Origin of the sequence: Mycolicibacterium stellerae (genome assembly GCF_003719305.1) — a bacterium.
In the GTDB taxonomy this organism is placed as follows: Bacteria; Actinomycetota; Actinomycetes; order Mycobacteriales; family Mycobacteriaceae; genus Mycobacterium; species Mycobacterium stellerae.
Genome location: NZ_RARC01000039.1, coordinates 15,593 through 29,263, shown reverse-complemented (window position 1 = coordinate 29,263; position 13,671 = coordinate 15,593). Strand labels below are relative to the sequence as shown.

Here is a 13,671-nt window from a genome sequence, read left to right as displayed (position 1 = left end):
TTCCGTCATTTAGACCTGCATGCGAAAGGCTAGATGATGACCGACCAGACAACGAGAATCGCCGACCTCTACGCCGACGACCCGCAGTTTCGAGATGCCCGGCCGCTACCAGAAGTCATCGAAGCGGCAAGCAGGCCCGATCTTCGGCTGGCAGAAATACTCCAGACCCTCTTCGACGGTTATGCCGACCGCCCCGCCCTCGGCCAGCGCGCGCGGGAGCTGGTGACCGACGACACGACCGGCCGAACCACCACACGCCTGCTGCCGCGTTTCGAAACGGTGAGCTATCGCGAGGTGTGGGACCGGGTCAGCGCGATCGCGACCGCGTTGCACAACGATCCCGCCGCCCCGGTTTACCCGGGCGACTTCGTCGCCACTATCGGCTTCGCGAGCCCCGACTACTTCTCCATCGATATGGCGTGCGCGTACCTCGGCCTGGTGTCGGTGCCCCTTCAGCACAACGCGCCGGTCTCCCAGCTTCGGCCGATCATCGTCGAGACCGAGCCCACGGTGCTCGCGGCCGGAGTCCGGTATCTGGAGCTGGCCGTCGAATCGGCGCTGGACAGCACATCGCTGCGGCACCTGCTGGTATTCGACTTCGACCCAGCCGTCGACGACCATCGGGAGATCATCGAGCGGGCCCGGACCCGGCTACGGGATGCGGACAAACCTGTCGTCGTGGACATGCTGGCCGATGTGATCGAGCGCGGGCGTCGGCTTCCCAGAACGCCCGCCGACACTGGCCAGAGCGACGACCGACTCTCGATCATCATGTACACGTCGGGCAGCACTGGCGCTCCGAAGGGCGCCATGCTGACCGAGCGCACCGTCGGCAAGCTGTGGACCTCGAACTTCACCGAGCGCAGCGGCGGAGCGGTGCTGAACGTCAACTTCATGCCGCTTAACCACATTGGCGGCCGGCTGCCCATCCTGACCGCATTTCTGGCTGGCGGAACCAGCTATTTCGTCCCCGAGTCCGATCTGTCGACGTTGTTCGAGGATTGGGCGCTCGTGCGTCCGACCGACCTGCCGCTTGTGCCGCGGGTGGTCGACATGCTCTTCCAGCGGTACCGCAGCGCAGTCGACCGCATCGCAGCGCAAGGCCTCGCCGACCATGACGCCGAAGCTGCCGCCGCCGTCGAGATGCGGGAAACTGTTCTCGGCGGACGGGTCATCGGAGGCTTCGTGTCAACCGCGCCACTGGCCGCTGAGATGAAAACGTTCATCGACACCGTCGTCGACGTGCACATCGCCGATGGTTACGGCACGACCGAAGTCGGCGCGCTCACCAGAGACGGCGTGGTGATGCGCCCGCCGGTCATCGACTACAAGCTCGTCGACGTCCCCGAACTCGGCTACTTCCGCACCGACAAGCCTTATCCGCGAGGTGAATTGCTCGTCAAGACACAGACGATGATGCCCGGGTACTACAAGCGGCCCGACGTCACGGCCGAGGTGTTCGACCCCGACGGGTACTACCGGACCGGCGATGTGATGGCCGAGATCGCACCGGACCACCTCGCCTATGTCGACCGAAGCAAGAACGTGCTCAAGCTGTCCCAGGGCGAGTTCGTCGCCGTCGCGAATCTGGAAGCGATCTTCGCAGGCGCTCCACTGGTGCGTCAGATCTTCGTCTACGGCAACAGCGAGCGGGCGAACCTGCTCGCCGTGATCGTGCCGACGCCCGAAGCGCTGGAGCGGTTCGCAGCGGACACCGGCGCACTCAAGGCGGCACTGACCGACTCGCTGCGGGAGACGGCGCGCGCCGCAGAGCTGCAGTCCTATGAGGTGCCTGCCGACTTCCTGATCGAGACCCAACCGTTCTCCGCCGCCAACGGGCTGCTGTCCGGCGTGGGAAAGATTCTGCGCCCCAGGCTCAAAGACCATTACGGTGAGCGGCTCGAGCAGCTCTACGGCGAGCTGGCCGCGGCCCGTGTCGACGAGTTACGTGCACTACGCGAGAACGCGGGGAACTGCCCGGTGATCGACAGCGTCGTGCGGGCCGCCCAGACGGTACTGGGGTCCAGTGACGTCGAGGTCCAACCAGAGGACCACTTCACCGACCTCGGTGGCGACTCGCTATCGGCACTGACGTTCGCCAACCTGCTGCGGGACATCCTCGAAGTCGACGTACCCGTCAGCGTCATCGTCGGTCCGACCAGTAACCTTCGACAGCTCGCCGACTACATCGAGGCCGAACGCGAATTCGGCTCGAAGCGACCGACATTCGCGAGCGTGCACGGGCGGGGAGCCACGTCGGTGCGCGCGGACGAACTCACGCTGGACAAGTTCATCGACGCGGAGACGCTGGCGGCAGCCCCGACCACCGCCTACGTGACCGGCGAACCCAGAACCGTTCTGCTGACAGGCGCCAACGGCTGGCTGGGACGCTTCCTTGCACTCGAGCTGCTCGAGCGGGCCGCGCAGACCGGCGGCACCGTGATCACCGTCGTGCGTGGGCACGACGAGGCAGCCGCCCGCGCACGGCTCGATGCCGCCTTTGACAGCGGCGACCCGGATCTTCTCGAGCGGTACCGTCGCCTGGCCGCCGATCACCTCGAGGTCATCGCGGGCGATATCGGCGAGCCGAAACTAGGCCTGGACGTTGCGACGTGGGATCGCCTGGCACACAACGTCGATCAAATTGTTCATCCGGCGGCACTTGTCAACCACGTGCTGCCCTACAGCGAAGAGTTCGGCCCCAACGTGGTGGGCACGGCCGAGGTGATCCGGCTGGCGATCACCGCGCAGATCAAGCCGGTCACGTATCTGTCGACCGTTGCGGTCGCGATGTCGGTCGCGGCCAGCGACTTCGTCGAGGACGGCGACATCCGCGAGGTCAGCCCGGTGCGCCCCGTGGACAGCTCGTATGCGAACGGGTACGCGAACAGCAAGTGGGCGGGCGAGGTGCTCTTGCGGGAGGCGCATGACCTGTGCGGCCTTCCGGTCGCGGTGTTCCGCTCCGACATGATCCTCGCCCACACGAGATACGCCGGACAGCTCAATGTGCCGGACGCCTTCACGCGGCTTTTGCAGAGCGTTCTGGTGACCGGCATCGCACCGGGCTCGTTCTACGAGCGCGACGCCGGCGGGCGGCCGCAGCGGGCCCATTACGACGGCCTGCCGGTCGACTTCGTGGCGGAGTCGATCGTCGCGCTGGCCGCGAAGACGACGGACGGTTACCGCTCGTTCGATGTGATGAACCCGTATGACGACGGCGTCTCGCTGGACACGTACGTCGACTGGCTCATCGAAGCCGGCCATCCGATCGCCCGCATCGACGACCACGACGACTGGTTCCACCGGTTCGAAACGGCGTTGACCGCGCTGCCCGAGGCCAAGCGGCGACACAGTGTGCTGCCGCTGCTGGACGCGTACCGCAAGCCGGAGCGGCCGGTCCTCGGCGCCATCGCACCGGCTGACGGATTCCACGCCGCCGTGCGTGCGGCCGGGGTGGGCGCCGACGGGGACATCCCCCACATCACGCAGTCACTGATCGCCAAGTACGCGACCGACCTGGAACGCCTTGGCTTGGTCTGACGCAACGGTGTTCTAGGCTGCCAGGCATGCCGATCGCAGCGAGAGCGAAACTTGCGACCCGATTGATCGTCCTCGCCGCGACAGTGATCGCCGTCGCCGGCCTCTCGGGGTGCGACGCACAGTCGAAGTCGGGGCCGTCGATAATTCCCACGGCCGACGCCGACACCCGTCAGGTCACCGTCGTCGGTACGGGCGAGGTGCAGGGCAGGCCCGACACGTTGACGGTGAACGCCTCGGTCGAGTTCACCACGCCGGACGCCACCGCGGCGATGAATCAGGCCAGCGCCCGTCAGCAGGCCGTCATCGACGCGCTGGTCGGCTCGGGCATCGACAAGGCGGACATCAGCACGACGAACGTCACCCTGCAGCCGCAGTTCGGCGGCGGCGACACCCCGACGATCATCGCGTATCAGGCGAACAACTCGATCAACGTGAAGATCCGCAGGCTGGACTCCGCGTCGCAGACGTTGGGTCTGATCGGCACCACGGGCGGCGACGCCACCCGCATCAACTCGGTCAGCTACTCGATCGAGGACGATTCCCAGCTCGTCAAGGATGCCCGCACGCGCGCCTTCGACGACGCAAAGGACCGCGCCGAGCAGTACGCCCTGTTGGCCGGACTGACTCTGGGCAAGGTCATTTCGATATCCGAGTCGGCGGGTACGACGCCGCCGATCCCGCCGCCGACGCCGATGCCTCGAGCGGCGATGGAGGCCGTGCCGCTGGAGCCGGGCCAGCAGAGCGTCACCTTCTCGGTGACGGTGATCTGGGAACTGACCTAGTCCGCTGGGGCGATGTCGACGGGGATGCCGTTGAGCACCGCCGTGCCGGACATCGGGTCGAGCATATTTCCGTCGTTGAGCTGGTTGACGTTGACGCCGGGCGCGGCCGACGCGACACCCAGCCGCATGCCTGCTCGGTCGTGGCCCCATCCGTGCGGCAGCGAGACCACTCCACGCCGGATCCCCGGCATCGGTTCGATCGGCGCCAGCACCTCGCCGCCTGGGCCCTTGACCTTCGCGGTGTCGGCCAATCCGAGTTCGGCGATGTCGTCTGGATGCATCTGCAGCGTGCATCGGTTGGTGCCGCCGGCCAGCGCGGGCACGTTGTGCATCCAGCTGTTGTTGGACCGCAGGTGGCGTCGGCCGATCAGAACGAACCTGTCGGCGTCTCTTCCGAGCGACTCGCGAAGCCGCGTCGCATCGGCGATCAGCGGCTCGGGTGCGAGTTCGATTCGGCCGCTGGGTGTTCGGAGTATTTCCGGCAGCCGAGGCTGCAGCGGGCCGAGGTCGATGCCGTGCGGTGCGGCTTTGAGCCGTTCGAGGGTGAGGCCGTCGGGCCGTGCGCCGAAGGCATCGCCGTACGGTCCGAGCCGGAGCATCATGTCGAGGCGGCGTTCGTAGCCGGGGCCTGCCACCAGCATCGCGGTCAGCTCGTCGACCGGGCGGGCCGCCACCGGCGAGTTGGCGTCGGCGGTCTCCTTGGCCAACGTCGTCGCGATGACCTGGTCGTCGACCAGCGAAGGGTCACCGTCGACGCCGATGCCGTAGATGATCAACGCGATGCGCGAAAGGATCTCCGCCTCGTCGGGCCGGCCGTCGAGCGGTAGCGCAGGCGGCGAATAGCGAACGTTGTTGTGTATTGCGAGGTTGTTCAGCGCGAAATCGAAATGGGGACTCTGCGACGGCGGCGGCGGCGGCAGGATCACGTCCGCGTGCCGCGTGGTCTCGTTGAGGTAGGGGTCGATAGAGATCATGAACTTGACGCCGTCGAGCGCCTTGTCGAGCCGGTCCCCGTCGGGTGCGGAAAGAACGGGGTTCCCCGCGATGGTGATCATCGCCTTGATCTGCCCTTCGCCGGGGGTGTCGATCTCCTCGGCCAGTGCGGCAGCGGGTATTTCGGACAGTGCCTCGGGATAACCCGACACTCGGCTGTGCCAGCGGCCGGTCTTGAAGCCCCGTCCCGCTTTCGGCGGGCGTGGTGCAGGCACCGCGGGTCCAAGCGGGAACATGACCCCGCCGGGTCTGTCGAGGTTTCCGGTCAGGATGTTGATGACGTCGACCAACCAGCTGCCGAGCGTGCCGAATTCGACTGTCGAAGTGCCGATTCGGCCATACACGGCAGCCGTCGGTGCGGCGGCCAGCTCGCGGGCGAGCGCCCGGATGTCGTCGGCGGGCACACCGCAGTGGTCACTGACGTCCTCCGGGGAGAACCCGCCCGCCAGGCTACGGATGTCGTCGAGGCCGTTGACATACTCTGCGATGCCGCCGAGATCCGTTGCGACAAGGCCCTCTTCGAACAGCACATGTACAACAGCGAACAGGAGGGCACCGTCGGTCCCTGGCCGAGGAGCGATGTGCCGGTCGGCCAATTCGGCGGTGCGGGTGCGGGCCGGATCTATCACGGTCAGCCTGCCGCCGCGCTTGCGCAGGGCCCGCAGCTTGCCGGGAAAATCGGCTGCGGTGGCCAGACTTCCGTTGGACACAAGGGGATTCGCGCCGATGACCACCAGATAGTCGGTGCGGTCCAGGTCGGGCACCGTGAACGCGATCGGGCTGCCGAACATATGGCCCAGCGCAACGTGTTTGGGCATCTGGTCCAGGGTGCTGGCGGAGAACGCCTGTCGGGTGCCGAGCCCGCGAATGATCAGCGGCGGGTACAGGCTGCCCGCGACCGTGTGAGCGTTGGGGTTGCCCAGATAAACGCCGACGGACGCCCCGCCGTGCTCCCCGATGACCTGACCAAGCCGGTCCGCGACGACGGCGAACGCCTCATCCCACGTCGCCTCGGTCAGCACGCCGTCGCGCCGCACCATCGGCCGGGACAGCCGGTCGGGATCGTTGTCGAGTTCGGCGAAGCTCGCCCCCTTCGGGCAGATGAACCCGGCACTGAAGATGTCCTCGCGGTCGCCGCGCGCCCCGGTCACCCGGCCGTCCTCGATCGTCAGCGTCAGGCCACAGGTGGCCTCGCAGAACGGGCAGATGCGCAGCGCTGTCGCGGTCATGTCGCTAGTACTCCTCGTACACCTTCGGGTCGAGCGTGCCGATGTAGGGCAGGTCGCGGTAGCGCTCGGCGTAGTCCAGCCCGTAGCCGACGACGAACTCGTTGGGGATGTCGAAGCCGACGTAGGTGATGTCGACGTCGTCGCGCACCGCGTCGGGCTTGCGCATCAGCGTGCACACCCGCAGGGACCGCGGATGCCGGGTCGCGAGGTTACGCAGCAGCCACGACAGCGTCAGGCCCGAGTCGACGATGTCCTCGACGATCAGCACGTCGCGATCGTTGATGTCGCGGTCGAGGTCCTTGAGGATTCGCACCACCCCCGACGACGACGTCGACGAGCCGTAGGAGCTGACCGCCATGAACTCCAGCTGCGTCGGCACCGGAATCGCGCGGGCCAGGTCGGTGACGAAGAAGACGGCGCCCTTGAGCACCGTGACCAGCAGCAGGTCCTGGCCGTTGGCGGCGATGGTGTCGCGGTATTCGGCGCCCAACTGCGCACCCAACTCGGCGACCCGTGTCTGGATCTGATCCTCGGAGAGCAACATCGACTTGATGTCGCCCGGGTACAGCTCCTCTGATGGCACGTCCACAGAGTGCCATGTGTGACCGCCCCCGACCAACGTGAGCTCGTCCTAACCGCGATGGACGGGTTCGCGGTACATGGTCAGCTTGCCGTTGCGGCGCCCGGCGAACAGCCGTTCGCTACGCAGCGGGGAGCCGACCGCCACCCCGCCTTGGCCGCGCCAATCGGTGACCAGCGTGTCGACGCCGCGAATCTGTTTGTCGGTCAGATCGCTGGCGCCGCCGGCAAGCAGCCAGCCGCGGATCACCCTGCGCCTGACGGCCTCCGGAAGGACCGTCAGCTGTGCCGTATCGAGGCCGTCGCCCGAGGCTGCGGCGGCCAGCGCGCACTGCGCCAGCTCGTCGAGCGTCTCGGTGTCCTCGCGCAGCGCGGTCGCGGTGCGGGCAAGTGCCTCGGCCACGCCGCCGCCGAGTACATCCTCGAGCAGGGGCAGCACCTCTGCGCGCAGCCGGGTGCGGGTGTAGCGGCGATCGGAGTTGTGCGGGTCGTGCCACGGCTGGATGCCCAGCTCGTCACACGCCTGGTGGGTGACGGCGCGCCGGACACCCAGCAGCGGGCGACACCACGGGGGATCGTAGGGTCGCATCCCCGCGATCGAGCGGGCGCCCGATCCGCGGCCCAGGCCAAGCAGCACGGTCTCGGCCTGGTCGTCGAGCGTGTGTCCGAGCAGCACCGGGGCGCCTGCGCGTGCCGCGTCCAGCGCACGGTAGCGAGCCGTTCTGGCGGCGGCCTCTGGTCCGCCCGTCGTGCCGACGTCGACGCAAAGGATCTGCGCATCAACGCATCCCAACGCCATGGCCTGCTCTTTGGCGGTGGCCGCGACGCGGGCAGAATCCTGCTGCAGTCGGTGGTCGACGATCAGCGCGGTCGTCGGCTTCACATCGGCGGCGACGGCCGTCAGCGCCAGTGAGTCCGGCCCACCCGATAACGCGACGCACCACCGGTTGTCCGCGGCGATGTGACCGCGGCCGTACGCCGACACCGCGGCGCGCAACGTGCCTACAGCACCCTGTCGATCCATCGCTGCGGCTCTTCGATTTCGGTTGGCAGCGGCAGTGTTTCGGGCCCCGACCAGATGGTGTTGAACCGGGTCATCCCGACCCGGTCGACGACGTGGTCGACGAACGCCTTGCCGCGGGTGTACTGCTCCATCTTCGCGTCGACACCGAGGAGCGCTCGCAGCAGCCGTTGCAGCGGGGGCTGCTTACGGCTGCGCCGCTCGTTGAACCGGCGCCGAATGGTCACCACCGACGGCACCACGGCGGGCCCGACCGCGTCCATCACATGGTCGGCGTGGCCCTCAAGCAGCGTGCCGAGAACCAGCAGCTTGTCGAGCGCCTGCTGTTGCGGCTCGGACTGAACGGCGCGTAGTACTCCAAGCACCCCGGTCGAATTCGGTTCGGCGGGAATACCTTCGCGGCGGTCGCGGACGAAGCCGGCCAGCCGCCCGATCACCTCGGTGACGTCCTCACCGGTTTCCTGCGTCAGCACCGCGAGCGCACCGGACATGTGTTCGGACAGCCATGGGTTGGCGCGGAACTGCACTCGGTGGGTGACCTCGTGCAGGCACACCCAGAGCCGGAAGTCGGCGGGTGGCACCCGTAGCTGGCGCTCCACCGCGATCACGTTGGGATACACCAGGAGCAGCTCGCCGCCGTTGTCCCCGAACGGGTCGTACTGGCCAAGGATGGCCGACGAGATGAAGGCGAGCACCGCACCCGTCTGTGCACCGGTGATGCGACCGGTGATGGGGTGCGGCCTGTCGTCGTTCTCGCTGCCGCCCGTCATCACCCGCATCGATTTTGAGGCCGCCCCGATCCATTCGGCACGATCGACGATGCGGGCGTCGGCCACCTCGCCGCCTTCGTTCAGCCCGGTCACTTCACGCACCGGCATCTCGGCGCGCAGCGCGGCGCTGGACAGCTGCTCGATCACCTGGCGGCGGGTGTAGTCGGTGGCCGCAGGGCCCGGCCTGGCCAGCTTGGCACCCACCGTGGCGGCGAATCCCCAGTCGACGGTGCGGCCGACGGTGACCTTGGGGGTGGAGTCGCTCATGTGCTGCACCCGCACGACCTCAGGGTCGCGGCGAACGCATCGATGGCGGTGCGTCCCGACGGACCGGCGTTGTTGGAGATGAACGCGAAGCTCAGCACGCGACCGCTGGCGTCGGTGACGATGCCGACAAGAGAGTTGGTGCCGGTCAACGATCCGGTCTTGGCGCGCAGCCAGCCGGCCGACGCGCGACCGGCGTCCGTGTCGAGGAACCGGTTCGACAATGTGCCGCTGCCGCCTGCGATGGGCAGCAGGTCCACTAGCGGCCGCAGCTTGGGCTGGTCGGGTCCCGCGGCGGCGTTGACGGTCTCATCGAGCGTCTCCGCGGTGAGCCGGTCGTCGACGGACAGGCCGCTGCAATCCATCAGGCGCGACCCGCTGGTGTCGATGTCCGCGGAGTCCAACTCGCCGAGCACCGCGCGAACCGAACCTTCGAAGCTTTGCGGCTTGCCTTGCGCGGCAGCGACTTCCCGGCCGATCGATTCGGCCATCACGTTGTCGGAGTTGTTCATCATCTCGCGCAGCCGCTCGATCAGCGGCGGTGACTGCACCGAAGCGATCTCGTCGCCGTCGGACCCCGATGGCAGCACGGTGACGGTGGCCGGGTCGACACGCAGCGCGACGGCCAGCGCGCGACCCGCGTCGAGCGCGGGTGTCTTCGATCGGGTCGAGTCAACGCTGACCGGCTGGGTGCGGCCGCCGTCGAGCATCACCGCCTCCATCGGCGCGATGTCGCCGCCGTCGATGTCGAGCGGATCCCAGCCGGGCGCCATCGTCGGACCGCTGAATGCGCTGACGTCGACGGCCACCGCGGTCACCTTGGTGCCGCTGCGCATCACCTGATCGGCCAGGTCGCTGACCCGTGCCGCGTCGCGGTACCAGGTGTCCTGGCCCTTGGGCGCGGCCGACAGCGTCGGGTCGCCGCCGCCCTTGAGCACGACGAGGCCGGGTCGCCGGTTAGATGCCAACACCTTCGTGGTGAGCCGCGCGTCGCGGTCCAGTGCGTGCAGTGCCGCGGCGGTGGTCAACACCTTGGTCACCGAGGCAGGCTGCATGGGCACGTCTGCGCCCTGTGTCCACAACTGTTCGCCCGTCGCGGCGTCGGTGATCCTGCCGGTGAACGCGCCGAGGTTCGGATCGGCCAGCGTCAGCGCCAGCGTCGCGGCCAGCTTGTCGGGGACGGGCTTGTCGGCGGAGTCGGACACGGGTTTGATCCCAGGGTTGGCCGTCGCGGGCGCGGGCGCAGCCGGGATCGCGCTGGCGTCGCTGGCCTGTCCACCCCGCAGCAGCGCCGCGACCACCACCACCGCGGCAACCACGAGCACCACGGCCACGCCGATCACGACATGGGTGGACCGTCGCCACTGGGTGGGACGCATCGTTCTCCTGACTCTCCGGCCTGCAAAGGAAGGGTATCGGCTGCCGGGATGTGCCAGGTCAGCCGCGGCAGGTGCCGAGAACGGTAGGCGCCTCTATTAGGGTGACGTCGTCCCTAACGGCAAAGCACGGAGGAGCGCGACGGTGGAGTTCGACGTAGTCATCGAGATTCCGAAGGGCTCGCGCAACAAATACGAGGTCGACCATGACTCCGGCCGGGTCAAGCTCGACCGCTACCTCTACACAGCCTTCGGCTACCCGGCCGACTACGGCTTCATCGAGAACACCCTCGGCGAAGACGGCGACCCGCTCGATGCGCTCGTGCTGCTGCCCGAGTCGGTGTTTCCCGGCTGCATCGTCGAGGCGCGGCCGGTGGCGATGTTCCAGATGACCGACGAGGCGGGCGGCGACGACAAGGTGCTGTGCGTGCCTGCCGGTGACGGGCGGTGGGAGCACATCCAGGACGTGGGCGACGTGCCGACGTTCGAGCTGGAGGCGATCAAGCACTTCTTCGTCCACTACAAGGACCTGGAACCGGGCAAATATGTGAAGGCCGCCGACTGGGCGGGTCGGGCGGAAGCCGAGGCCGAGGTCAACCGGTCGATCGAGAGGTTCAAGACGCAGGGTCACTGACCGGGGTTGCCCAGGAGTTTTCTTCGCTGTAACACGGCGTAACGTCCGCGTGCCCTGCTGCTCGCATGATGACACCTGTGTTGATGCATCAGGGCGTTGGGTTGGACGTGTTCAACCACATGCCGATGCGTCGAGCCGTGCACGCGGTCTATGAATGTTGCTACAGCGTGCCGCTGGCCGCCGAGCTCGCCCGCGGACGCCCGTATGCGGACCACGATTCGCTGTTCCGGCAGGCCGACCGGTCGCTGTTCGGGCTCGCAGAGGAGTCCATCGACTCGATCCTGCAGGCCTACCCCGACGTCGGCCGCAGGCCCGGCAGCGAGAAGTCCGCGGCCGAACAGTGCGCGATCTGCGACGAACGCCCCGAGGTGATGGACGAGCTGGCGGCCGCGTCGAAGAGGTACCTCGACCACTTCGGCTTCGGCTTCGTCATGTTCGTCAACGGCTACAGCGCCAAGGACGTGCTGACCGCGATCGCCGACCGCATGCACAACGATGTCGAGACCGAGCGGAAAGTCGTCCGCAACGAGTTGGCCCGGATCAACCGCACCCGGCTGGAACGAATGCTGGGGCCAGAGGGCGGCTACGACAACTGGTGAACCCCTTCCGGGCGGCGGCGTAAGTTCTGAGTTCATGACTTCCGCCGTACACGGACACGCTGACGCCAGGTTCGACAAGGTCACCGATGCGCTGGCCGACGAGCTGAGCACCGGCGCCGAGATCGGCGCCGCGATCGCGGTCGACATCGACGGCGAGCTCGTCGTCGACATCTGGGGCGGGCACGCCGACGCGGCCAAGACGGTCCCGTGGGCCGAGGACACCATCGTCAACGTCTGGTCGTGCACCAAGACGGTGACGAGTCTGGCCGCGCTGATGCTGGCCGATCGCGGTCTGCTTGACCTCGATGAGCCGGTCGCCACCTACTGGCCCGAGTTCGCCGCCAACGGCAAGCAGGACGTCAGGGTGCGCCATCTGCTGTCGCACACCTCCGGCGTCGCGGGCTGGCAGGAACCGATGACCACCGATGACCTCTTCGACTGGGAGAAGGCCACGTCGCTGCTGGCCGCGCAGGCGCCGTGGTGGGAGCCGGGCACCGCATCGGGTTATCAGGCGCTCAACTTCGGCTTTCTGATCGGTGAGCTGGTTCGCCGCGTCGCAGGTAAGTCGTTGAAGGACTTCGTCGGCGATGACATCGCCCGCCCACTCGACGCGGACTTCCAATTCGGCGCACGGCCCGATGACTACGGACGGATCGCCGAGCTCACCCCTCCCCCGCCGTTCGAGATCCCCTTCGATCGACTGCCAGAAGACAATCCGATGCGCAAGACGTTGACCAATCCCCCTTCTGAAGCCGGCGTCGCGCACACCACCGCGTGGCGCGACGCCGACCTCGGCGCGGTCAACGGCCACGGCAACGCGCGCTCGCTGGCGCGGATGCTGTCTCCGATATCCTTGGGCGGCAGCGCAAACGGTGTGCAGTTGTTGTCGGCGCAGACGATCGAGCGGATCTTCGACGTGCAATCGCACGGACCCGATCTGGTGTTGGCCGCTCCCCTCAAAATGGGCATCGGATACGGGCTTTCGACACCGGAGGTCACCCCGTTCCTGCCACCCGAAGAGAGGGTCTGCTTCTGGGGCGGCTGGGGCGGTTCGATGGTGCTGATGAACCCCGACCGGCACACCACGGTCACCTACGTGATGAACAAGATGCGGCCGGGCACGCTCGGCAACGAGCGCACCGCGCGGTACGCCCGTCTGATCTACGAGGCGCTTCCCTGACGGTGGCATGCTGGGGCGTGTGGAGAATCTCTTCCACTTCTGGTGGCTGATCTTTCCGCTCGCAGGCATGGTGGGCGGCGGGGTGCGGGCGGTCGCGGCAGCCAATGAGCGGCGCGCCGAACGCAGGCTGGAGCGTTACCGGATCAAGCAGCAGACCAAGATCGCCGTCGCCGAAGCCGCCGGTCGTTCGCAGACCAACGAGATCAAGAACCGGCGCGAGCTGACGAGGGTCATCAAGAAGCACGGCGAGACCGACGCTCGCTGGCTCGAGTACGAGATCGACGTCGCCAAGCTTCTCGACTTCCCGTTGATGACGGACATGCGCAACCCGCTGACGATCGAATTCCACAAGGCGCGGCGGCGAGCCGATCTGCTTCGCCCCGACAATGCCAACGATCTCGACGGCGACCGCGAGGCGCAGCTGGAGTACCGCGACGCCGTGCACGACTACGTGACCTCATTCGACGTCGCAGAGGCCGAGGCGATCCGGCTGCGGCGCAGCACGTTCTCCAGCGAGGACCAGCAGCGCATCGCGCGGGCCCAGAACCTGCTCAGGCTGGCCGAGGACGACGGCGCGACGCCCCAGGAGCGGCAGAACGCCTACACCCGGGCCAGGGCCGAGCTCGAGGGGATCCTCGCGCTGCCTGCTGCCACCAGGGCCAGCATCGAGCGCAAGCTCGCCGGAGAGCTCGAGGCGTAACCGG

General features: G+C 67.5%; 11 protein-coding genes. 6 read left to right on the top strand and 5 right to left on the bottom strand.

Translation table 11 applies throughout. From position 1 onward, the window contains the following. The first annotated feature begins 33 nt into the window (after nucleotides 1–33). Entirely contained in the window at nucleotides 34–3,540 is a 3,507-nt protein-coding gene (gene car / locus D6M19_RS30490; protein ID WP_123029031.1) for a carboxylic acid reductase, read from the top strand. 26 nt (nucleotides 3,541–3,566) lie between these two features. Then, the gene (locus D6M19_RS30485) at nucleotides 3,567–4,322 is read left to right on the top strand and encodes an SIMPL domain-containing protein (protein ID WP_123029030.1); all 756 of its coding nucleotides are present in this window, start codon (nucleotides 3,567–3,569) and stop codon (nucleotides 4,320–4,322) included. Here D6M19_RS30485 and D6M19_RS30480 read toward each other — a convergent pair. The 5 genes from D6M19_RS30480 to dacB all read right to left on the bottom strand — a co-directional run bounded on the left by D6M19_RS30480 (nucleotide 4,319) and on the right by dacB (nucleotide 10,557). Then, nucleotides 4,319–6,544 (bottom strand): molybdopterin-dependent oxidoreductase, encoded by a 2,226-nt coding sequence (locus D6M19_RS30480; protein ID WP_123029029.1) that lies wholly within the window; start codon nucleotides 6,542–6,544, stop codon nucleotides 4,319–4,321. The genes D6M19_RS30485 and D6M19_RS30480 overlap by 4 nt on opposite strands. Nucleotides 6,545–6,548: 4 nt before the next feature. After that, a complete protein-coding gene (hpt, locus tag D6M19_RS30475; RefSeq protein WP_234835124.1) occupies nucleotides 6,549–7,088 on the bottom strand; it encodes a hypoxanthine phosphoribosyltransferase in 540 nt (179 codons plus the stop codon). An 87-nt stretch (nucleotides 7,089–7,175) separates the two neighbouring features. Further along, on the bottom strand, nucleotides 7,176–8,147 hold the full coding sequence (gene tilS, locus D6M19_RS30470; RefSeq protein ID WP_123029027.1) for a tRNA lysidine(34) synthetase TilS: 972 nt from the start codon (nucleotides 8,145–8,147) through the stop codon (nucleotides 7,176–7,178). After that, entirely contained in the window at nucleotides 8,126–9,181 is a 1,056-nt protein-coding gene (locus D6M19_RS30465; protein ID WP_123029067.1) for an Rv3626c family coenzyme F420 biosynthesis-associated protein, read from the bottom strand. Before D6M19_RS30465 ends, tilS begins: the two co-directional genes overlap by 22 nt. Continuing rightward, nucleotides 9,178–10,557 carry a D-alanyl-D-alanine carboxypeptidase/D-alanyl-D-alanine endopeptidase gene (gene dacB, locus D6M19_RS30460; protein WP_123029026.1) on the bottom strand — a complete coding sequence of 460 codons (1,380 nt, stop codon included), beginning with the start codon at nucleotides 10,555–10,557 and terminating at the stop codon, nucleotides 9,178–9,180. The genes D6M19_RS30465 and dacB overlap by 4 nt, the downstream gene beginning before the upstream one ends. Nucleotides 10,558–10,699: 142 nt before the next feature. Between dacB and D6M19_RS30455 the strand changes: the two genes are divergently transcribed. The 4 genes from D6M19_RS30455 (at nucleotide 10,700) to D6M19_RS30440 (ending at nucleotide 13,667) form a co-directional block, all read left to right on the top strand. Beyond that, a complete protein-coding gene (locus tag D6M19_RS30455) occupies nucleotides 10,700–11,188 on the top strand; it encodes an inorganic diphosphatase (RefSeq protein WP_123029025.1) in 489 nt (162 codons plus the stop codon). A gap of 77 nt (nucleotides 11,189–11,265) precedes the next feature. Further along, nucleotides 11,266–11,787, top strand: coding sequence for a 2-oxo-4-hydroxy-4-carboxy-5-ureidoimidazoline decarboxylase (locus D6M19_RS30450; protein ID WP_206428679.1), 522 nt, complete (start codon nucleotides 11,266–11,268; stop codon nucleotides 11,785–11,787). A gap of 34 nt (nucleotides 11,788–11,821) precedes the next feature. After that, nucleotides 11,822–12,967, top strand: coding sequence for a serine hydrolase domain-containing protein (locus D6M19_RS30445; RefSeq protein WP_123029024.1), 1,146 nt, complete (start codon nucleotides 11,822–11,824; stop codon nucleotides 12,965–12,967). Nucleotides 12,968–12,974: 7 nt separating this feature from the next. Then, nucleotides 12,975–13,667: a hypothetical protein gene (locus D6M19_RS30440; RefSeq protein WP_123029023.1), complete on the top strand. Its 693-nt coding sequence runs from the start codon at nucleotides 12,975–12,977 to the stop codon at nucleotides 13,665–13,667. Nucleotides 13,668–13,671: the final 4 nt, after the last annotated feature.